The 22254-nt window shown below is 56.8% G+C and carries 15 protein-coding genes, 1 pseudogene and 1 riboswitch; of the genes and pseudogenes, 5 read left to right on the plus strand and 11 right to left on the minus strand.

The window, feature by feature from the left end; translation table 11 throughout:
* Positions 1-312 precede the first annotated feature (312 nt).
* On the minus strand, positions 313-1164 hold the full coding sequence (gene murI / locus IMQ56_RS17740) for a glutamate racemase (RefSeq protein WP_003862067.1): 852 nt from the start codon (positions 1162-1164) through the stop codon (positions 313-315).
* On the minus strand, positions 1109-2959 hold the full coding sequence (gene btuB, locus IMQ56_RS17745; RefSeq protein ID WP_023304629.1) for a TonB-dependent vitamin B12 receptor BtuB: 1851 nt from the start codon (positions 2957-2959) through the stop codon (positions 1109-1111). The genes murI and btuB overlap by 56 nt, the downstream gene beginning before the upstream one ends.
* A 65-nt stretch (positions 2960-3024) precedes the next feature.
* Positions 3025-3201: riboswitch (cobalamin riboswitch) on the minus strand.
* Positions 3202-3305: 104 nt separating this feature from the next.
* Here btuB and trmA point away from each other — a divergent pair.
* On the plus strand, positions 3306-4406 hold the full coding sequence (gene trmA, locus IMQ56_RS17750) for a tRNA (uridine(54)-C5)-methyltransferase TrmA (protein WP_003862063.1): 1101 nt from the start codon (positions 3306-3308) through the stop codon (positions 4404-4406).
* Positions 4407-4486: 80 nt separating this feature from the next.
* On the opposite strand, the gene IMQ56_RS17755 is transcribed toward trmA, so the two are convergent.
* On the minus strand, positions 4487-4846 hold the full coding sequence (locus IMQ56_RS17755) for a YijD family membrane protein (RefSeq protein ID WP_017383113.1): 360 nt from the start codon (positions 4844-4846) through the stop codon (positions 4487-4489).
* 9 nt (positions 4847-4855) lie between these two features.
* Positions 4856-5494 (minus strand): HTH-type transcriptional repressor FabR, encoded by a 639-nt coding sequence (gene fabR / locus IMQ56_RS17760; protein ID WP_003862059.1) that lies wholly within the window; start codon positions 5492-5494, stop codon positions 4856-4858.
* A gap of 196 nt (positions 5495-5690) precedes the next feature.
* On the opposite strand from fabR, the gene sthA reads away from it, so the two are divergent.
* Entirely contained in the window at positions 5691-7091 is a 1401-nt protein-coding gene (gene sthA / locus IMQ56_RS17765; protein WP_003862057.1) for a Si-specific NAD(P)(+) transhydrogenase, read from the plus strand.
* Here sthA and oxyR read toward each other — a convergent pair.
* The 4 genes from oxyR to argC form a co-directional block, all read right to left on the minus strand.
* On the minus strand, positions 7074-7991 hold the full coding sequence (gene oxyR / locus IMQ56_RS17770) for a DNA-binding transcriptional regulator OxyR (protein ID WP_003862055.1): 918 nt from the start codon (positions 7989-7991) through the stop codon (positions 7074-7076). The two genes, sthA and oxyR, sit on opposite strands and share 18 nt — an antisense overlap.
* A 315-nt stretch (positions 7992-8306) precedes the next feature.
* Positions 8307-9680: an argininosuccinate lyase gene (gene argH, locus IMQ56_RS17775; protein WP_032104309.1), complete on the minus strand. Its 1374-nt coding sequence runs from the start codon at positions 9678-9680 to the stop codon at positions 8307-8309.
* 105 nt (positions 9681-9785) lie between these two features.
* Positions 9786-10562 carry an acetylglutamate kinase gene (argB, locus tag IMQ56_RS17780; protein WP_015569958.1) on the minus strand — a complete coding sequence of 259 codons (777 nt, stop codon included), beginning with the start codon at positions 10560-10562 and terminating at the stop codon, positions 9786-9788.
* Positions 10563-10568: 6 nt separating this feature from the next.
* Entirely contained in the window at positions 10569-11573 is a 1005-nt protein-coding gene (argC, locus tag IMQ56_RS17785) for an N-acetyl-gamma-glutamyl-phosphate reductase (protein WP_015569957.1), read from the minus strand.
* An 88-nt stretch (positions 11574-11661) separates the two neighbouring features.
* Here argC and argE point away from each other — a divergent pair, with 88 nt between their 5' ends.
* The 3 genes and pseudogenes from argE to IMQ56_RS17800 all read left to right on the plus strand — a co-directional run.
* Entirely contained in the window at positions 11662-12813 is a 1152-nt protein-coding gene (gene argE, locus IMQ56_RS17790; RefSeq protein ID WP_015569956.1) for an acetylornithine deacetylase, read from the plus strand.
* A gap of 271 nt (positions 12814-13084) precedes the next feature.
* Positions 13085-15736, plus strand: coding sequence for a phosphoenolpyruvate carboxylase (gene ppc / locus IMQ56_RS17795; protein ID WP_017383108.1), 2652 nt, complete (start codon positions 13085-13087; stop codon positions 15734-15736).
* A gap of 206 nt (positions 15737-15942) precedes the next feature.
* Positions 15943-16221, plus strand: a pseudogene (locus tag IMQ56_RS17800) (iron-containing alcohol dehydrogenase); the annotation flags it as partial.
* A gap of 170 nt (positions 16222-16391) precedes the next feature.
* On the opposite strand, the gene katG reads toward IMQ56_RS17800, so the two are convergent.
* From katG to IMQ56_RS17815, 3 genes are all read right to left on the minus strand, one after another.
* Positions 16392-18572 carry a catalase/peroxidase HPI gene (katG, locus tag IMQ56_RS17805; RefSeq protein ID WP_086524114.1) on the minus strand — a complete coding sequence of 727 codons (2181 nt, stop codon included), beginning with the start codon at positions 18570-18572 and terminating at the stop codon, positions 16392-16394.
* A 144-nt stretch (positions 18573-18716) separates the two neighbouring features.
* Positions 18717-19607: a methylenetetrahydrofolate reductase gene (gene metF, locus IMQ56_RS17810; protein WP_032104303.1), complete on the minus strand. Its 891-nt coding sequence runs from the start codon at positions 19605-19607 to the stop codon at positions 18717-18719.
* 213 nt (positions 19608-19820) lie between these two features.
* Positions 19821-22253 carry a bifunctional aspartate kinase/homoserine dehydrogenase II gene (locus IMQ56_RS17815; RefSeq protein ID WP_017383103.1) on the minus strand — a complete coding sequence of 811 codons (2433 nt, stop codon included), beginning with the start codon at positions 22251-22253 and terminating at the stop codon, positions 19821-19823.
* Position 22254 lies beyond the last annotated feature (1 nt).

Consider the following 22254-nt stretch of genomic DNA (forward strand, 5'->3'; position numbering starts at 1 on the left):
TCGTCCGAGGACGTTAAGAATCCATGTCACTTTGAGTGCCCACACAGATTGTCTGATAAATTGTTAAAGAGCAGTTGCAACGCGGCTTTCAGCTCATCGTTGCGAGGTTCCGTATATTACGTTTTCCTCATTCAGAGTCAAGCAATTATTTTCACTTTTCTCTGTTGGCGTTCATCTCTGAACCCCGCTGTCCCGGCGGCTTGTAAGCCGTTGTTCCGTGTCAGTGGAGGCGCATTATAGGGAGTTCTCCGACGTTGACAACCCCTCTTTGAAAAAAAACGTTCAACCGTCTCTTTTTTGCTCAAAACCGTGCTACAGCGCCAGTTTTTCGAGCGTTTCGAAGCCATAACGACGTAAAACGGGCAAAAGTTGTTCGGTTTCTTTTGTTATCGCCATACAGAAAGCGATGTTCGCATCCGCTGATTTCGCATCCGGCGCCTCGTGTTCCAGCAGCCAGGCCGTCCGACGCGCAATTGCAGCACCGGAATCCACCAGCCGGGTCCCTTCAGGCAGAACCTTTAACAGCTCTTCCTGTAATAGCGGGAAATGGGTGCAGCCAAGAACAACCGTATCCGGTGGTTCCTGCATCCGCAGCCATGGACGCAGAATACGACGCAGCTCTTCAAGCGATACCGTCTCGCCGTGCAGTTTCGCTTCCGCCATTTCCACCAGCTCCGCGGAGCCGAGCATGGCGATCTGGCATTCATTGGCAAAGCGCTCTATAAGCTCACGCGTATAAGGACGTTTTACCGTACCGCGCGTAGCCAGCAACCCCACAATGCCGTTCGCCGTCAGACGCGCCGCAGGTTTGATTGCCGGAACAACGCCCACAACCGGGAACGGGAATTTTTCGCGCAGGGCAGGAAGAGAGACCGTGCTTGCCGTATTACAGGCAATGACCGCCAGCGCCAGGGGATAACGCTTTTGTACCGCGGTGACGATTTCAACCACACGTTCAACAATAAAGTCTTCACTCTTTTCCCCATACGGGAACGCGACGTTATCGAAGGCGTAGATGTAATGGAGATCCGGCAGGAGCTGCCGAATCTCATCATAAACCGAAAGCCCACCGACGCCGGAATCAAACACCAGCACGGTGGGACGCGGATCAGAAGGTGTAGCTGCCAGACAAGGTGTATTCCCGTCCTGCAGTTTGGTAGCCATAAACTGTCTCGTAATCTTTATCGAACAGGTTGGCTATTTTACCACGAACTGTGAGATGAGAGGTGACAGGATATGAAACCGCGACGTCCCACAGGCTGACGCCGCCCATTTTCACGCGTTCTGTGGCGTAGGTATTCGGATCAACGGCAACGTCATAGCGAGTGCCCAGATAACGGTACGCCAGATTCCAGTCGAGATCCCACACCTGCCAGTCAAGCTGATACTTAACCTGTTGCTTTGAGCGACGAGCCAGGACTTCGTTAGTTTTCGCATTACGCGGGTCGACGTAGTCGTAAGAAATCTGATGCCCTACCGGGCCAGTGTCGAACTGGGCCGTCGCCTCGATTCCTTTAATACGGGCTTCATCGACGTTGTAATAACGGTAAGTCCGCGGGTCGCTATTAATGAGGTTATCGATATCATTACGATAGCCCGTCACACGCCAGTTTACCGGCCCAGTCAGACCTTCAAAGCCACCTTCCCACTGCTTACTCTCTTCTGGCTTCAGATCCGGATTACCGTAATCTTTACTGTGGATCTGGCTCATGGTCGGTGCTTTATACGCTGTACCGTAAGAACCGATGATGCGATACCCCTCGATGAACTCCCATGCGGCGCTGGTCTGCCAGGTGGCGTGATTGCCAAAATTAGAGTTATCGTCATTACGCGCCGCCGCTTCCAGCGTCACGCTGTTGAACTGCTGCATCGCCGAAAGGAACACGCCGGTATTACGTTGTTCGTAACCTTTTTCCAGATAGCCCGTACCCGCCTGGGTTTTCTGCTTCTGCCAGTCCAGACCCGCGCCGATATTGCCGTGACCCACTTCAACCGTATTCAGCCACTGGGTGGTGTACTGCTTCACGTCATCCATGGTTGCGGAGTCAGCGTAGCGGCCTTTTTTCGGATCATAGTTCTGATCTTTGCTACGGCCATACCCTGCCACCAGCTGTGACTGGAAAATACCCTGGTTATAGCGCAACCCGGTGTCCCAATTCTGGCTGTAAACCTGACGCGTGTCCGGCCGTCCATCAATGCCGGTCGCACCATAGTGATCGTAACCGTCATACGCGGAGCGGTTATCGTAGCCAAAGCCACGGAAGAACCCACTGACGCTGTCGGTAAACTGCTGCTCCACCGAGCCAAACAGCGATTTACTCATAAAACCATCGCGGTCTGGCTGGCGCGGGGCATCTTTTGCGGCAATATCAAAACCACGGGTATAGGTATAATCACCGGCCATGGTGATTTTGGTTTTATCGAACACCTGCTGGAAGGCACCGTTATAGTTTTGATACCCCTTTGAACCGACACCCGCAGAAATTTCCGCACCCGGCTTGTCGCGCCCGGTAATGATGTTAATCACACCGCCAATCGCGTCGGAGCCATACAGCGCCGAACGTGGGCCGCGAATGTACTCAATACGCTGAATCAGCGACGTCGGAATTTGGCTTAAATCGGGAACATTGCTGATCCCGGCATTATTCAGGGGGATACCATCAATCAGTACCAGAACATGGCGGGATTCCGTACCGCGAATAAACGTTGAAGAGGTTGACCCCATCCCGCCGCTTTGTGCGATGTCCACACCCGGCAGGCGTGACATGATTTCCACAACACTCGTTGCCTGCCAGCGTTCAATATCCTCACGGGTCACGACGGAGGTCGGAGCCAGAACGGTTTTTGCTGGTTGTTCGAAACGGTTTGCTGTCACCACCAACGAGTCGGCGCTTTCCTGCGCCCAGCCCGAAAATGCCGTGACGGAAAACGCCGTCAACAGCGATACTTTTTTAATCATTGTTAAAGCATCCACAATATAAGAAGGATGCCGCAGGCCTCATCGATAGCACGCGATGATGAAACCAAATGCGACGTGATCCCGGCAGGTCTTCGGGCTGGGTGGCGTTATACGGATGAAGACTTCCCATTTTCACAGTGTCTACAACTCTCATCCCGCCAGTCTTTACCGCTGCGCGTCAGCTCCAGATTTGCACTGGATTCCCTTTTCACTCTCAGGAGACCGGAAACAGAATGCTACAATTAGACACGTATAGATGTCCAGATAGCTATTAGCCATTAAATCTGGACATCCACTGCACAATCCCTACAATCCCCGCGTAATTCTTTATCACTCAGGACGCATCATGACCCCCGAACACCTCCCGACAGAACAGTACGACGCACAGCTGGCAGAAAAAGTTGTCCGCCTGCAAAGTATGATGACGCCTTTCAACGCGCCGGTTCCCGAGGTGTTTCGTTCTCCGGTCAGCCACTACCGTATGCGCGCTGAGTTCCGCATCTGGCACGATGGCGATGACCTGTACCACATCATTTTCGATCAGCAGACGAAATCGCGCATTCGCGTAGACAGTTTTCCGGCGGCGAGTGAGCTCATCAACCAGCTGATGACGCTAATGATCGACGGTGTACGCAATAATCCGGTGCTGCGCAACAAGCTGTTCCAGATTGACTACCTGACCACTCAAAGCAATCAGGCCATTGTTTCTCTGCTCTATCACAAAGCGCTGACCGACGAGTGGCGCGAGCAGGCAGAAGCCCTGCGCGATGCGCTGCGCGCACAGAACATCAACGTGCACCTGATTGGCCGCGCGACCAAAACCAAAATCATGCTGGACCAGGATTACATCGACGAGCGTCTGCCGGTAGCAGGTAAAGAGATGGTTTACCGTCAGGTAGAGAACAGCTTCACCCAGCCGAACGCCGCCATGAACGTGCAGATGCTGGAGTGGGCGCTGAAGGCGACAGAAGGGTCTAAGGGCGATCTGCTGGAGCTCTACTGCGGTAACGGCAACTTCTCGCTGGCGCTGGCGCGTAATTTCGAGCGCGTGCTGGCGACGGAAATCGCCAAACCGTCGGTGGCCGCCGCGCAGTACAACATCGCCGCTAACCATATTGATAACGTACAAATTATTCGTATGGCGGCAGAAGAATTTACCCAGGCGATGAACGGCGTACGCGAGTTTAACCGCCTGCAAGGGATTGATTTGAAGAGCTACCAGTGTGAGACAATTTTTGTCGATCCGCCGCGCAGTGGCCTGGACAGCGAAACCGAGAAGATGGTGCAGGCGTACCCGCGTATTTTGTACATCTCCTGTAACCCGGAGACGCTGTGTAAAAATCTGGAAACATTAAGCCAGACGCACAAGGTTGAACGTCTGGCGCTGTTCGATCAGTTCCCGTATACGCACCATATGGAGTGCGGCGTTTTACTTACCGCACGGTGATCTGTAGGCCGGATAAGCGTAGCGCCATCCGGCATTTTTTGGCAGATGGCGCTTCGCTTACCTGCCCTACAAATAATTCATTACTCCGGTAACTGGCTCTTGCGGCTACGCATGCGCGAGCCAATCCAGAACACCAGCGCCACAGACAGTACCGCAGGCAGGAAGTTAGAGCCAATATCCGGATACTCTGCGCGCACGACGGTGCTGTACAACAGTACACCCAGAATAAAACAGGCTGCGGCCAGTCCCGGTAACCCAACCGGCATGGTGCGGTTCAGATAACGTTGATGCAGGCAGTACACCGTCAGCACCAGCGCGATAATCGGGAAAATCGAGAACGGTACAATTGAGCTAAAAACCGCCGCAAACGTACCATTAATGGATAAGCCAGCGATCAATGCCAGCAACAGCGTTCCTTTATCCTGACCTGACTGTTTCATTACTCACCTTCACTCATCGTTTTGATGTGCCAACTTCTCTTGTTCACGGCGATACCAGTAGTACGCACCTTTAGAAATCATCCGCAGCTGCAATACCAGTCGCTCTTCGAGTTGCTTACGTTGTTCAATGCTGACATCCAGCGCTTCGGCACCCGCGCTGAAAACAATCGTCACCATCGCCTCGGCCTGTGCTTCAGTAAACGCACGCGGCATATGGTTTTCGAGTTCAAGATAGTCGGCAAGTTCCGCGATGAAATGCTGAATTTCACGCGCGACGGCGGCACGAAACGCGGCTGACGTTCCGGAACGCTCACGCAACAGCAGGCGAAACGCGTTAGGGTTATTGCCGATAAATTCCATAAATGTCGACACGGAGGTGCGGATCACGCTGCCGCCTTTGGCGATACGCTGACGCGCCTGACGCATAAGCTGGCGCAGCATCAAACCGCTCTCGTCGACCATGGTCAGGCCCAGTTCATCCACATCACGGAAATGACGATAGAAGGACGTTGGCGCAATCCCGGCCTCGCGCGCCACTTCACGCAGGCTCAAACTGGCAAAACTCCGCTCAGCACTCAGTTGACTGAATGCGGCTTCCACCAGCGAACGCCGGGTTTTCTCTTTTTGTTGTGCTCTTACGCCCATCACGATAGTTGAATCCTTCCAAAGGCCCGTTGGCACTATACCAGAGAATAAAATTAATCTGTTTACCTGGCTTTGTGAATGATTGTTTACGGGCGGTTTGTGCTCCACTGCCCGAAAAAAGCACAACGATAATTGGGTTACCCTGGCAATGATGTTATGATTCTGTTGCTTTTATGTATAAGAACAGGTAAGCCTTGCCATGCCACATTCCTACGATTACGACGCAATAGTTATTGGTTCCGGCCCCGGCGGCGAAGGTGCTGCTATGGGTCTGGTAAAACAGGGAGCCAGAGTAGCGGTTATTGAGCGCTACCATAACGTCGGCGGCGGTTGCACCCACTGGGGCACCATCCCTTCGAAAGCCCTCCGCCACGCCGTTAGCCGCATTATCGAATTTAACCAGAACCCTCTTTACAGCGACCACTCCCGACTTCTTCGCTCCTCCTTTGCCGATATCCTGAATCACGCAGACACGGTCATTAACCAGCAGACGCGCATGCGTCAGGGTTTCTATGAGCGCAACCACTGTGAAATTCTGCAAGGGAACGCGCATTTTGTGGATGAACACACCCTGGCGCTGGAGTGCCACGACGGTTCGGTTGAGACGCTCACCGCTGAAAAATTTGTGATCGCCTGCGGCTCCCGTCCTTACCATCCGGCAGACGTGGATTTCTCGCACCCGCGCATTTACGACAGCGACTCCATCCTCAGCCTGCACCACGAGCCACGCCATGTGATCATCTACGGCGCGGGCGTGATTGGCTGCGAATATGCGTCGATTTTCCGGGGAATGGAGGTCAAAGTTGATCTGATCAACACCCGCGACCGGCTGCTGGCGTTCCTCGATCAGGAGATGTCAGATTCCCTCTCCTACCACTTCTGGAACAGCGGCGTGGTGATTCGCCACAACGAAGAGTACGAGAAAATCGAAGGCTGCGACGACGGTGTGATCATGCACCTGAAATCTGGTAAGAAGCTGAAGGCGGACTGCCTGCTGTACGCCAACGGCCGTACCGGCAACACGGATTCATTGCAGCTGGAGAATATCGGGCTTGAAACCGACAGCCGCGGTCAGCTCAAGGTCAACAGCATGTACCAGACTGCGCTGCCGCACGTTTACGCGGTGGGCGACGTGATTGGTTACCCAAGCCTGGCCTCCGCCGCTTACGATCAGGGCCGCATCGCCGCGCAGGCGCTGGTGAAAGGTGAAGCGACGGCGCATCTGATTGAAGATATCCCGACGGGCATCTACACCATTCCGGAAATCAGTTCTGTCGGCAAAACCGAGCAGCAGCTGACGGCCATGAAGGTGCCTTACGAGGTGGGTCGTGCCCAGTTTAAACATCTGGCGCGGGCACAAATCGTGGGGATGAGCGTAGGTACGCTTAAGATCCTGTTCCATCGCGAGACGAAAGAGATCCTCGGTATTCACTGCTTCGGTGAACGCGCGGCGGAAATCATTCATATCGGCCAGGCGATCATGGAGCAAAAAGGTGGTGGCAACACCATTGAGTACTTCGTTAACACCACCTTTAACTACCCGACCATGGCGGAAGCCTATCGGGTAGCTGCGCTAAACGGCTTAAACCGCCTGTTTTAACGCGCTGTCGAAATGGCCATCCATCGCACCCCGGATGGCCTCTGCCAGCTGCTCATAGCGGCTGCGCAGCGGTGACCCCGGACGATAAACCAGACCAATGGTGCGACGCGGCTCCGGCTTAATACACGGCAGATAGACCACGCCATCACGTTTACGCTCGTGCGGCACCGCCAGCGCCGGCAGCAGCGTAATACCGCTTCCCGCCGCCACCATATTACGCAGCGTTTCCAGGCTGGTTGCGCGGAAATGGGTATCTTCATCGGCACCCGCTTCGAAGCAGAAGCCCATCGCCTGATCGCGCAGACAGTGGCCGTCTTCCAGCATCAGCAGTTTCTCACCGGCCAGATCGGCCATCGGCACGCGATCGCGGTTCGCCCACGGGTGATCTTCATAGATCGCCAGCATCATCGGCTCATCGAACAGCGGTACTTCAATAAACGCTTCACTCTCTTTGACCAGCGCCAGGATCGCGCAGTCGAGCTTGCCGCTGTCTAACTGCGCCAGCAGCTGATGGGTTTGCGCTTCATGCAGGTACATTTCGAGTTTCGGGAACGTCTGGTGCAGCATCGGAATGATTTGCGGCAACAGGTAGGGGCCAACGGTTGGGATCAGGCCAATATGCAGCGGGCCGGACATCGCTTCCCCCTGCTGGCTTGCCATTTCCTTGAGCACTTTGACCTCGCGCAGTACGGTGCGCGCCTGATCCACCAGCAGCAGACCTGCCTGCGTGAACAGTACCTTACGACTGGTGCGCTCCAGCAGCATCACGCCCAGCTCATCTTCCAGCTTGCGGATCTGACCGCTCAGCGTGGGCTGGCTGACGTGGCAGGAGTCTGCCGCGCGGCGAAAATGGCGATGCTCAGCTAACGCTACCAGGTATTCAAGATCACGAATATTCATTATTCATCCTCCGTCGCCACGATAGTTCATGGCGATAGATAGCATAGCAACGAACGATTATCCCTATCAAGCATTCTGTTGAATAATACATCACATAGACGAGGCGGCACGTGTTTGACCCTTGACGTCCCCGCACCGTCAGCGAGTTTCTCTCAAAACTCGAAAAACTAAAGCCAACGTGAACTTTTGCGGACCCCGTGGTCCGCTTTTTTTTGCGTAAAAAAAAGCCCAGCACTAAGCCAGGCTCCGTTTTTCTCCCTCTCCCTGTGGGAGAGGGCCGAGGTGAGGGCACCAGCCCGCACTATTCAAACCAATTCAAACCAACCGGTTTTTCGCATCCGCAATCGCCTGCGCTACCTGCTTCGGCGACACGCCACCTTTCGCTGCACGCTTATCCAGGCAGGATTGCAGGGCCAGAATCGGGTAGACATCATCCCCGATAACCGCGCTGAATTTTTGCAGGTCGGCAAGCGCCAGCTCTTCAAGGGCTTTACCCTGACGAATCGCTTCCACCACCGCTTCACCCACAATATGGTGCGCCTCGCGGAACGGTACGCCTTTCGCCACCAGGTAGTCCGCCAGCTCGGTAGAGTTAGCATACCCCTGCTGCGCCGCTTCCTGGCAGCGCGGACGTTTCACCTGAATGCCGTCCAGCACCAGCGCGCCCATATGCAGACAGTCCAGCCAGGTGTCGAGCGCGTCGAACAGCCCCTCTTTGTCTTCCTGCATGTCTTTGTTGTATGCCAGCGGCAGCCCTTTCAGGGTCATCATCATACCGGTCAGCGCGCCCTGCACACGGCCACACTTACCGCGGATCAGCTCCAGCGCATCCGGGTTTTTCTTCTGCGGCATCAGGGAGGAGCCGGACGTCACGCGGTCGGACAGCTCTACAAACCCGGCTTCGCCAGAGTTAAAGAAGATCAGGTCTTCGGCAAAGCGCGACAGGTGCACCATCCCGATAGAGGCATTCGAGAGCAGCTCCAGCACGTGGTCACGGTCAGAGACGCTGTCCAGGCTGTTGCGGGTGGCGGAGGCAAAGCCCAGCCAGCCTGCCAGCTGCTCACGGTCGATTTCATACGCCGTACCGGCCAGCGCGCCGCTGCCCAGCGGGCTGACGTCCAGACGCTTTAAGGTATCCTGTAAACGGCTCTCATCACGCGCCAGCATCTCAACGTAGGCCAGACACCAGTGCGCGAACGTCACCGGCTGCGCGCGTTGCAGGTGGGTATAACCCGGCATCACCGCATCCTGATTGCTCTGCGCGGTGTCCACCAGCGCGCTCTGCAACTGACGATTCGCCGCCAGCAGTTCGCCGACGGTCTCTTTGCACCACAGCTTCAGGTCGGTCGCCACCTGGTCATTACGGCTACGCCCGGTATGGAGCTTTTTACCCAACTGGCCGACTTTGTCGATCAGTTTGCCTTCCACCCAGCTGTGAATATCTTCGGCATCGCTCTGGAGGATTTGCTCCGGATCCAGACGCACCTCTTCCAGCAGGTTGTTCAGCGCCTCTTCCAGCTGCTGCTGTTCGTCTGCGGTCAGCACGCCAACGGTCACCAGCGCTTTGGACCAGGCCACAGAGCCGACAATATCCTGTTCGGCCAGGCGGTAGTCGAAGCGCAAAGAGTCGTTGAACTGTTTGAACCGCTGATCCGCTGCCTGTGTAAAACGCCCACCCCAAAGTGCCATAACGAATTTCCTTAATGATGATATTTTTGCCCGGTGGCGCTGCGCTTACCGGGCCTACAAAATTCACGTAGGCCGGATAAGCGCAGCGCCATCCGGCACAGAATCTTAAGCCAGAATACGCGTGCCAATCGGCGTGCCGTTAAACAGCGCCGGAAGCTGCTCTGCGTGACGCCAGGAGGCGATATCCACCGGGCGGCCCAGCGTGCGGGCCGCATCCAGCGCGGCGTTCACTTTAACGATCATGCCGTCGGTGATAATGCCCTGATCGATCAGCTGCTCGGCTTTTGCAGCGGTCATTTCCGCAATGCGCTGGCCTTTGCCGTCCAGAATGCCGCTCACGTCGGAGAGCAGGATCAGGTCTGCGCCCAGCGTTGCCGCCAGCGCCGTCGCCGCCTGGTCCGCATTGACGTTCATCAGTTCGCCCTCTTCGGTCACGCCGATTGAGCTCACCACCGGCAGGAAACCGCCTTCCAGCAGGGTGTTAATCAGCTCAGGCGAACCTGGCTGCGCCAGTCCGACATGGCCAAGCTCTTCGTCGAGCTGGGTCACTTTTACGCTATCTCCATCGCCCAGACAGAGGCCAACGGAGGCGATATGGTGTTTCTTCGCCCACGCCAGCAGCGTTTTGTTCGCCGTTCCCGCCAGCGCGCCGGTAATGATGTCAATCTGATCCGCTGGCGTCACGCGCAGGCCATTTTTCTTTTTCACCGGCAGGTTGAGCCCTTTCATCAGCTCATCCACCACGCAGCCGCCGCCGTGCACAATCACCAGCGGACGTTGGTGTGATTCGCGATAGTTCACCAGTGCGGTAAACAGGCGCTCCAGCGCTTCTTCGCTGTCCAGCAGTACACCACCGAGTTTGATAATTAATGGATTCATCATCACACCTTAAATAAGAGCCTGCGTTTCAGGGAAGCCGAAACGAATATTTGCACACTGCATTGCCTGTGCGGCAGCGCCTTTGAGTAAGTTATCTTCTGCGGCGACCACAATCAGATGCTCGCCCTGCACGGCAAAGCCGATGTCGCAGAACGGCAGGCCAACCACGTTTTTCAACGCCGGCACGCCTTTGTCATACAGGCGCACCAGCGGTTTATCCGCATACGCCTGCGTGAAGACCTCGCTCACCTGTTCTTTGGTCACACCCGGTTTCAGGCGGCAGGTAATGGTTTCGAGGATCCCACGCGGGAAGCTGCCGAGGTGCGGGGTGAAAATCACGTCCGCGCCCAGATGGGTGGTGATTTCAGGGTGATGGCGGTGATTAAACACGCCATACGGCTGAAGGCTCACTTCGCAGAAGCTGTTGGAGATCGCCGCTTTGCGCCCGGCGCCGCTCACGCCACTGGTGGCGTTGATCACCGGCCACTGATGCAGATCCAGCAGACCGGCGTCGATCAGCGGCTTCAGGGAAAGCTGCGCCGCCGTCGGGTAGCAGCCCGGCACGGCAATCAGATCCGCTTCTTTCAGTTTGTCAGCGCTCCACTCCGCCAGGCCGTACACCGCTTTTTCGAGCAGATCCGGGTGCTGATGGGTGAAACCGTAATATTTTTCGTAGAACGCGCTGTCGTTAACGCGAAACGCGCCGGAGAGATCAAAGACCACGCAGCCGGCCGCTAAAAATTGCGGTGCCAGGTCGTGGCTAACTTCATGCGCCGTGGCTAAAAACACAACGTCAACGCCGTCGGTGAACTCGCTGATGTCAGACATGGGCTGCAAAGGCAAATCAACCACGCCCTTAAGCTGTGGATGCAAATCGGAAATTAACTTTCCGGCATCATTGCTTTGCGCTGACACGGTCAAAGCGGTTATGGTCATATGAGGGTGGCGATTTACGTAGCTTACAAGCTCTGCGCCCGCATAACCGCTAGCGCCTACAATCAGCGTATTCAACATCGGGTTCCTTTATGCTCAACGATAATGTATTTTTATTCACATTTATTGCATGAATATTGATACTATCACGACCTAAGGTGTGTCAACAATGAAAATGAACTTACCGCCATTTATCGAGATTTACCGCGCCCTGATTGCCACACCCTCCATCAGCGCGACGGAAGAAGCCCTGGATCAGAGCAATGAGTCTTTAATCAATCTGCTGGCGGGTTGGTTTAGCGATCTTGGGTTTAACGTTGAGGTTCAGCCCGTCCCCGGAACACGCCACAAATTTAACCTGCTCGCCAGTACCGGACATGGCGCGGGCGGCCTGCTGCTGGCTGGCCACACTGACACCGTGCCGTTTGATGATGGCCGCTGGACGCGCGATCCGTTCACGCTGACCGAACATGACAACAAACTCTACGGTTTGGGCACCGCCGACATGAAAGGCTTTTTCGCCTTTATCCTCGACGCGCTGCGTGACGTGGACGTGACAACCCTGAAAAAGCCGCTCTACATTCTGGCGACCGCCGATGAAGAGACCAGCATGGCGGGCGCACGTTATTTCTCTGAAAACACATCGATTCGTCCTGACTGCGCGATCATCGGCGAACCGACCTCTCTGCAACCGATTCGGGCGCACAAAGGCCATATTTCTACCGCGGTGCGCGTGCTCGGACAGTCCGGCCACTCCAGCGATCCGGCGCGCGGCGTGAACGCCATCGAGCTGATGCATGACGCGATTGGCCGCATCATGACCCTGCGCGACGATCTGAAAGAGCGCTATCACTACGAGGCGTTCACCGTGCCGTATCCGACGCTAAACCTCGGCAGCCTGCACGGCGGTGATGCGTCCAACCGTATCTGCGCCTGCTGCGAACTGCATATGGATATCCGTCCTCTGCCGGGCATGACGCTGAGCGATCTGGATGGCTTACTGAACGAAGCGCTGGCACCGGTCAGCGAGCGCTGGCCGGGCCGTCTGACGGTCTCCGAACTGCATCCGCCGATTCCAGGCTACGAATGTCCGCCTGACCATCAACTGGTTCAGGTGGTGGAAAAACTGCTCGGCGAGAAAACCGACGTGGTGAACTACTGCACCGAAGCGCCGTTTATTCAGACGCTGTGCCCGACGCTGGTTCTGGGCCCTGGCTCCATCAACCAGGCCCACCAGCCGGACGAATATCTGGAAACCCGCTTCATCAAGCCCACTCGCGAACTCATTACCCAGGTTGTGCATCACTTCTGCTGGCATTAAAAACGCACCGAACAGTCCCCTCTCCCTGTGGGAGAGGGTTAGGGTGAGGGCAACAAATCGCATGATCTTCGTCACATTCCCATAAGCATCTCTTATCTGACGCAATACGAATTAAATTTCGTAAATTGCCCACATTTATTCGTTTGCTGAACCGTTTTCGCAGCAATTGACGACGGGGGTTTTACGTGGCTTTATAAAGGGAGATGACAAAATAATGTCCAGAAGATTTTCGCATGGGCATAAACAAAAATGATGGGGTGACTGGGTTTTTATGAACGAACAATATTCCGCGTTGCGTAGTAATGTCAGTATGCTCGGCAAAGTGCTTGGAGATACCATCAAAGACGCACTGGGGGAGAACATCCTCGACCGCGTTGAAACCATCCGCAAGCTGTCCAAATCTTCCCGCGCCGGTAACGAGGCCAATCGTCAGGAGCTGCTCACCACCTTGCAGAACCTCTCTAACGATGAGCTGCTGCCCGTTGCCCGCGCCTTCAGCCAGTTTCTGAACCTGGCAAACACCGCTGAGCAATACCACAGCATTTCGCCAAAAGGCGAAGCGGCCAGCAACCCGGAAGTCATTGCCCGCACCCTTCGTAAACTCAAAGACCAGCCCGACCTCAACGAAGCGACCATCAAAAAAGCGGTGGAATCCCTTTCGCTGGAGCTGGTGCTGACCGCACACCCAACCGAAATCACCCGTCGTACGCTGATCCACAAAATGGTGGAAGTGAACAACTGTCTGAAGCAACTGGATAACAAAGACATTGCCGACTACGAACGTAACCAGCTTATGCGCCGTCTGCGCCAGCTGATTGCCCAGTCCTGGCACACGGATGAAATTCGTAAGCATCGCCCAAGCCCGGTCGACGAAGCCAAATGGGGCTTTGCGGTGGTGGAAAACAGCCTGTGGGAAGGGGTCCCCAACTACCTGCGCGAGCTGAACGAACAGCTGGAAGAGAACCTGGGCTACCGCCTGCCGGTTGATTTTGTTCCGGTGCGCTTCACCTCCTGGATGGGCGGCGACCGCGACGGCAACCCGAACGTGACGGCGGAAATCACCCGTCACGTCCTGCTGCTGAGCCGCTGGAAAGCGACCGACCTGTTCCTGAAAGATATTCAGGTGCTGATCTCCGAGCTGTCGATGGTGGAAGCCACGCCGGAACTGCGCGCGCTGGCCGGTGAAGAAGGCGCCAGCGAGCCGTACCGTTTCCTGATGAAAAAACTGCGCGGTCAGCTGATGGCCACTCAGGCCTGGCTGGAAGCGCGCCTGAAAGGCCAGCGCCTGCCGAAGCCGGAAGGTCTGCTGAGCCAGAACGAACAGCTCTGGGAGCCGCTGTACGCCTGCTATAAATCGCTCCAGGCCTGTGGGATGGGCATCATTGCCAACGGCGAACTGCTCGACACCCTGCGCCGCGTGAAGTGTTTCGGCGTGCCGCTGGTGCGTATCGACGTTCGTCAGGAAAGTACCCGTCATACCGAAGCACTGGGCGAGCTGACCCGCTACCTCGGCATCGGCGACTATGAAAGCTGGTCAGAAGCCGACAAACAGGCGTTCCTGATCCGCGAGCTGAACTCCAAGCGCCCGCTGCTGCCGCGCAACTGGGAGCCAAGCAACGACACCCGCGAAGTACTCAACACCTGTAAAGCGATCGTGGATGCGCCGAAAGGATCGGTGGCCGCCTATGTGATCTCCATGGCGAAGACCCCGTCCGACGTGCTGGGCGTTCACCTTCTGCTGAAAGAAGCGGGCATTGACTATGCTCTGCCAGTGGCCCCGCTGTTTGAGACCCTCGACGACCTGAACAACGCTAACGACGTGATGACCCAGTTGCTGAACATCGACTGGTATCGCGGCTTTATTCAGGGCAAACAGATGGTGATGATTGGCTATTCCGACTCCGCGAAAGATGCGGGCGTGATGGCAGCCTCCTGGGCGCAGTATCAGGCGCAGGATGCGCTAATCAAAACCTGCGAAAAAGCCGGTATTGAACTGACCCTGTTCCACGGACGCGGCGGCTCCATTGGCCGTGGCGGTGCGCCTGCACACGCAGCGCTGCTCTCTCAACCACCAGGAAGCCTGAAAGGCGGCCTGCGCGTGACCGAGCAGGGCGAGATGATCCGCTTCAAGTACGGCCTGCCGGAAGTGACCATCAGCAGCCTGTCGCTCTATACCAGTGCGATCCTGGAAGCCAACCTGCTGCCGCCGCCGGAGCCAAAAGAGTCCTGGTGCCGGATTATGGACGAGCTGTCTGACATCTCCTGCGACCTCTATCGCGGCTACGTGCGTGAAAACAAAGACTTTGTGCCTTACTTCCGCTCAGCAACGCCTGAGCAGGAGCTGGGTAAACTGCCTCTGGGTTCGCGCCCGGCCAAGCGTCGCCCGACCGGCGGCGTTGAATCGCTGCGCGCCATTCCGTGGATCTTCGCCTGGACGCAAAACCGTCTGATGCTGCCGGCCTGGCTGGGTGCCGGTGCGGCGCTGCAAAAAGTGGTGGAAGACGGAAAGCAGAGCGAACTGGAAACCATGTGCCGCGACTGGCCATTCTTCTCTACCCGTCTGGGCATGCTGGAGATGGTCTTCTCGAAAGCCGACCTGTGGCTGGCGGAATACTACGATCAGCGTCTGGTGAAACCAGAGCTGTGGGCGCTGGGTAAAGAGCTGCGCGAGCTGCTTGAAGGCGATATTAAAGTGGTGCTGGATATCGCTAATGACTCCCACCTGATGGAAGACCTGCCGTGGATCGCCGAGTCTATCCAGCTGCGTAACATCTACACCGACCCGCTGAACGTTTTACAGGCTGAACTGCTGCACCGTTCGCGTCTGGCGGAGGAGGAAGGTAAAGAGCCGGATCCGCGCGTTGAACAGGCGCTGATGGTAACGATAGCAGGCGTTGCGGCAGGTATGCGCAACACCGGTTAATGCTCAGTGCCCGGCAGCGCTACGCTTGCCGGGCACTTCTCGATCTTCCCCCTTCCCTGATCTCCCCCTCAATCTTTACCTCCGGTAAGGCAATCACGTTTCCCTTAGATGTAGCGCAACAAATGACCGGCACGCCGGGAGTAGAGTCACTCTTAGTGCAGTACGAACAGGGCAGGATTTACCTCAAACACTAAGGGAGTAATGTTATGGACCGTGTTATTCAATCCCCGGGGAAATACATCCAGGGCGCAGATGTTCTTTCTCGCCTCGGCGACTACCTGAAGCCGCTGGCAAATCGCTGGCTAGTGGTGGGCGATAAATTTGTACTGGGTTTTGCTGAAGAAACCCTGCGCCAGAGTTTTAAAAAAGCCGGACTCCATGCCGAAATTGCACCGTTTGGTGGCGAATGTTCGCAAAATGAAATTGATCGCCTGAAAAAGCTGGCCGACAGCGCCGACTGCCTGGCGGTGCTGGGTATCGGCGGCGTAACGCCGGATCAGGTCTATGCGGCGCTGCTGGTGGCGGACCAGTACGGACAGCGATTCTTGCAGGAGTGGGAGTAACGAAAAAAGCCGGGTGGCGCTGCGCTTACCCGGCCTACATGGCACTTTAATTTGTAGGCCGGGTAAGGCGTAGCCGCCACCCGGCACAATGGTTACTTCACATCAAACCGGTCCAAATCCATCACTCGCGCCCATGCGGCAACAAAATCACGAACGAACTTCTCGTGTGCATCACTGCTGGCGTAAACTTCGGCCAGCGCACGCAGGACGGCGTTTGAACCGAAGACCAGATCGGCGCGGGTCGCGGTGTATTTCACTTCCCCGCTGGCGCGATCGCTACCGGCAAACAGCTCGTTTGAGTCGTCGGTCGCTTTCCACTGGGTGTTCATATCCAGCAGATTAACGAAGAAGTCGTTGCTCAGCACGCCCTCGCGGTTGGTAAACACGCCATTCTTGCTGCCATCGAAGTTTGCACCCAGTACGCGCAAACCGCCGATCAACACCGTCAGTTCCGGCGCAGTCAGGGTCAGTTGCTGGGCTTTGTCGATCAGCAGCGACTCCGTAGTGGACACATCCACCTGCGCACGGTAGTTGCGGAAACCGTCAGCAACCGGTTCGAGCAGGTTAAACATCTCGATGTCCGTCTGGTCCTGACGCGCATCCACGCGGCCCGGGGTGAACGGTACGTTGACGTAAACGCCCGCGGCTTTCGCCGCCTGCTCAACGCCCACAACACCCGCCAGCACGATGATATCCGCCAGAGAGGCTTTATTAGTGGTGCGCTGAATAGCTTCGAGAGCCGGTAACGCCCGCACCGCCGCGGCGTTCACATCCCAGTCGCGCTGAGGCGCCAGCGCCAGACGCGCACCGTTAGCGCCGCCACGCTTGTCGCCGCCACGGAAGGTCGATGCCGACGCCCAGGCTACGGAAACCAGCTCGCTCACGGAGAGACCAGCGGCCGCGATTTCCGCTTTCAGGCTTTCAATATCTTCCTGCGTCGGATGGAACACCGGTTGAGGCAGCGGATCCTGCCAAATCAGATCTTCTTTCGGTACTTCCGGGCCGATGTACCGCGCTTTTGGCCCCATATCGCGGTGGGTCAGCTTGAACCACGCGCGCGCAAAGGCTTCGTTGAAGGCCTGCGGATCGTTCAGGAAGCGACGGGAAATTTTCTCGAATTCCGGATCAAAACGCAGCGTCAGGTCGGTGACCAGCATGGTTGGCTTGCGTTTTTTCGACGGGTCGAACGGGTCAGGCATAATTTCCGGCGCATCCACGGCTTCGAACTGAATGGCGCCCGCCGGGCTACGCGTCTGCACCCATTCGTATTTGAACAGGTTCTCGAAGAAGTAGTTGCTCCACTGGGTCGGGGTTTGAGACCAGATAACTTCCAGCCCGGAGGTGATGGCGTCAGCGCCAATACCGGTGCCGTGCGTGCTGGCCCAGCCCAGGCCCTGCGCTTCAATCGGCGACGCTTCCGGGTCAGTGCCCACGTGCGTGGCTTCACCTGCGCCGTGCGTTTTACCGAGCGTATGGCCGCCCGCAATCAGCGCGACGGTCTCTTCGTCATTCATGCCCATGTTGCCAAAGGTAGCGCGGATCGCCGCCGCCGCAGATAGCGGTTCACCGCTGGCGTTCGGCCCTTCCGGGTTAACGTAAATCAGGCCCATTTCAGTGGCCGCAAGCGGGCGCTTCGCCAGCGCTTCCGGGTCACGGTGGGTCAGCCAGGCTTTTTCATCGCCCCAGTTCACGTCCAGATCCGGTTCCCAGACGTCTTCACGCCCGGCACCGAAACCAAAGGTGCGGAAGCCGGAGTTCTCCAGCGCCACGTTACCCGCGAGGATAAAGAGGTCAGCCCAGGAGATTTTTTGTCCGTATTTTTGCTTAATTGGCCACAGCAGGCGGCGAGCCTTATCCAGGCTGACGTTATCCGGCCAGGAGTTCAGCGGTGCAAAGCGTTGCTGACCGCGTCCGGCGCCGCCGCGACCGTCAACGGAGCGATAGGTACCCGCACCGTGCCAGGCCATACGGATAAACAGGCCCGCATAGCTGCCCCAGTCGGCAGGCCACCACGGTTGTGAGTCGGTTAACAGTGCTTTGAGATCGCCCTTAAGGGCGGAATAGTCGAGCTTGCTGAATTCTTTGCGGTAGTCGAAGTCTTCACCCAGAGGGTTAGAACGGCTGGAGTGTTGATTAAGTAGATCGATGCGAAGTTGTTTAGGCCACCATTCTTTGCTGCCGGTACCTGCACCCGCGCTATGATCGACGCCGCCCTGGTGGAACGGACATTTGCCGGCGGATGCCGCGTTATTGGTCTCGTCTGACATGCTCATCGCTATGCTCCCTTTACAGTGTTACCGTTACGATATACACCACTAGCGATAAGAGATAGTTGAATTAATCCACAGATTCGATAGCTAATACCTTTTAACTCTCCGTTCGATTAAAAAACCCTCATTTTATGAGGGTTTTTTACTTTACAGCGCCGGGCGAACACCGAGCGTATGGCAAATGGCGTAGCTCATTTCCGCGCGGTTCAGGGTATAGAAATGGAAATCTTTCACCCCTTCGCGACTTAAAATCTTCACCATGTCCATCGCGATATTGGCCCCCACCAGCTTACGGGTTTCCGGATCGTCGTCCAGCCCTTCGTACATTTTGGACATCCACAGCGGAATGCGCACGTTGGTCATATCTGCGAATTTCTTCGCCTGTTTGAAGTTCGAGACCGGCAGAATGCCAGGAATGATTTCGACATCAATACCCGCCGAGACGCAGCGGTCGCGAAAGCGCAGGTAGCTTTCCACGTCAAAGAAGAACTGAGTAATCGCGCGGTTAGCACCGGCCTCCACTTTACGCTTCAGGTTGAGCAGATCCGCCTGGGCGCTTTTGGCTTCCGGGTGAACTTCAGGGTAGGCAGCCACGGAGATATCAAAGTCGGCAACGTCTTTCAGCAGCCCGACCAGATCGGTGGCATACATCTCCGGCTTGCCGCTGCCTGGCGGGAGGTCGCCGCGCAGGGCCACAATGTGACGAATGCCGTTATTCCAGTAGTCCTGGGCAATGGCGCGCAGTTCATCACGGGTGGCGTCGATACAGGTCAGGTGCGGTGCCGCTTCCAGACCGGTTCGATCTTTAATGCCCTTAATGATGCTGTGCGTGCGGTCACGCTCACCGGAGTTGGCGCCGTAGGTCACAGAGACGAACTTCGGCTTCAGGCTGCTCAGGCGATCGATAGAGCTCCACAGGGTTTGCTCCATTTCACTGGTGCGCGGCGGGAAAAATTCAAAAGAGACGTTAATCTGGCCGTTTACTTCGGCCAGGCTCTGATTCAGGGCTTCCCGCTGGTTGGCGTGAAAAAAGCTCATACCTTACCTCTATCTTTCGCGTGTCGTTGTTTGTTGTGTTGTGAACTTCTATACGTTTAGACGTCCAGATGTAAAAATGACGGAAAAGCGAGATGACGTCAACAGAAATAATCAACATTAACGGTGAGGTTTGTTCAGGGAAGATGAAGGGCGTTCATGATGGGGGTGAGAAGCACGCCCTCTCCCCATTGGGGAGAGGGTTAGGGTGAGGGGTTACAGCAGCTTAGCCAGACGATTAATATCAGACTGAATGGCTCCGGCGGTGACATCGCGTCCCGCGCCCGGGCCACGGATCACCAGCGGGTTATCGCGATACCAGCGGCTTTCGATGGCGAAGACGTTATCGCACGGCAGGAGCGCCGCCAGCGGATGTTCAGGACGCACCGCCTCCACGCCCACGCGCGCTTTACCGTTCGCCTCGAAACGCGCCACGTAACGCAGCACCAGGCCCATCTCGTTAGCCGCTTCCAGACGTTGCACCATCTGCTCGTTCAGCTCGTCACCGTTCTCGAAGAAGTGATCGACGGACCCCTCCTCGCAGCCCGCAGGCACCAGAGACTCAACGCGTACCTGACCCGGCTCAATGTCGTAGCCGGCTTCACGCGCCAGGATCACCAGCTTACGCATCACATCTTTACCGGCAAGGTCAACGCGCGGATCCGGCTCGGTTAAGCCCTGCTGCCACGCCTGATCCACCAGGTCGGTGAACGGAACGGTGCCGTCAAACTGCAAAAACAGCCAGGAGAGCGTGCCGGAGAAGATCCCGCTCAGCGCCAGAATACTGTCGCCGCTTTCAATCAGGTCGCGCACGGTATGGTTCACCGGCAGGCCCGCGCCAACGGTGGCGTTATACAGCCAGTGACGGCCCGTTTTTTCGAATGCGTCATGGATCTGACGGTATTTATCAGTGCTGCTCGCGCCCGCCAGTTTGTTGGCGCTGATGACGTGGAAACCGTGGCTGGCGAAATCCAGATACTGATCGGCCAGCTGTTCGCTGGCAGTCACGTCCAGCACCACCAGATCGTCGTACGGGTGCGCGCGCATCCACAGGAACAGCGACTCTTCATCCTGCTCAACCGCTTCATCGTTAAAGAAGGCCAGCGCCCGGCTGGCGTCCAGCCCTTCGTAGTTCAGCAGGCTGCGGCGGCTGTCCACCACCCCTGCCAGAATAAATTCAAACCCGGTACGCGCCGAAAGCGTCACCTGCTCGCGGGCGAACAGCTCCAGCCAGCGGGAACCGATGTTCCCTTTCCCGAACAGTACCAGGCCGATGCGTTTTTCCGCGCGGAACAGGGAGGTGTGCAGACCCTGAATCAGGCTTTCGGTTGGCCCTTTACGCAGCACGGCAACCAGACTGATGCCCTCTTCCGACTGCCAGGTGAACTCCACCGGCTGACCTTTCAGTTGCTGCCAGAAGCGGTGGCAGTGGAGCGGGTTACGGGTGACGCCCGCGCCCACCATCGCCACCAGCGCCAGCCCCTGACGCAGGCGAAGCTCGCCCGGCAGGCCCGCTTCATCCAGAATTTTCAGGGCGCTGTCCACCACTTCAGCGGTATAGCAGAACTGCAACAGCTGACGATCGTTATGTACGCCAACGGCCAGCGGACGCACCTGGGCACGTTTCAGGATGGTGTCGATATCTTTGTGTGCCAGTTTGAAATCCTGGCCCGCAGGCACCTGGAACTCAATCAGGCAGATGTCATCATGGCTGGTGACAATGCGCGCGCCCGTACCGGATGCCAGCACGCGTTCAATGCGGGTGGAACCCTGATCCGGCGTGTAGCTACAGCGTAGTTGCAGGTCGATGTCGCTGCCGGAAACCGGCTGTAGCGTGCGCGCGTGCAGCACCGGGGCCGCCAGACGCGCCAGTTCGCTCGCTTCGTCGAGACGCAGCAGCGGCAGCAGGCAGGCATCTTTTACTTTGCGCGGGTCCGCGCTGTAGACACCGGCCACGTCGCTCCAGATGGTGACGCGGGACACGCCCGCCAGGGCGCCAATCTGCGTTGCCGAGTAGTCAGAGCCGTTACGGCCCAGCAGAACGGTTTCGCCGGCATTGCTGCGGCTGATAAAACCGGTGACGACAATACGTTTACCAGGATGTTGCACCAGTAGCTGTTGCAGCAGCGGGTAAGACAACCCTTCGTCCACCTGCGGCTGCGCGGCGCGTTCGGCACGCAGGAAATCACGCGCGTCGAGCCAGGCGGCTTCCACACCAAGATGTTGCAGCACGGCGGCCATCAGGCGCGCAGACCACACTTCACCGTGGCCAACCACTTCCGCATACACTGCATCGGTAATGCCGCTGTCCAGCAGAGCGGCCAGACGCTCAAGGTCGTGCGTAAAAGCGCTAATCAGCCCGTCCGCCACGTCCGCAGGCAGCAAACCGGCAATCAGTTCACTCTGGTAACGACGTAAGGACTGTTGCACCTGATGCGCAGAGAGGCGATCGGTCTGGCTCAGTTTCAGCCAGCTAATCAACTGGTTGGTGGTGCTGCCCGCCGCAGAGACAACCATCATGTCCCCCGGCTGTGAATACTCGGTCATGATCCCTGCGACACGCAGGTAACATTTCACATCAGCAAGACTACTACCACCAAACTTGTGCAGCTGACGACCCTTCGTCCCTGCCTGCGCTATCACACTCATG

The sequence above is a fragment of the Enterobacter sp. Res13-Sevr-PEC09-46 genome, from assembly GCF_015672585.1.
Taxonomy (GTDB): Bacteria; Pseudomonadota; Gammaproteobacteria; order Enterobacterales; family Enterobacteriaceae; genus Enterobacter; species Enterobacter hormaechei_C.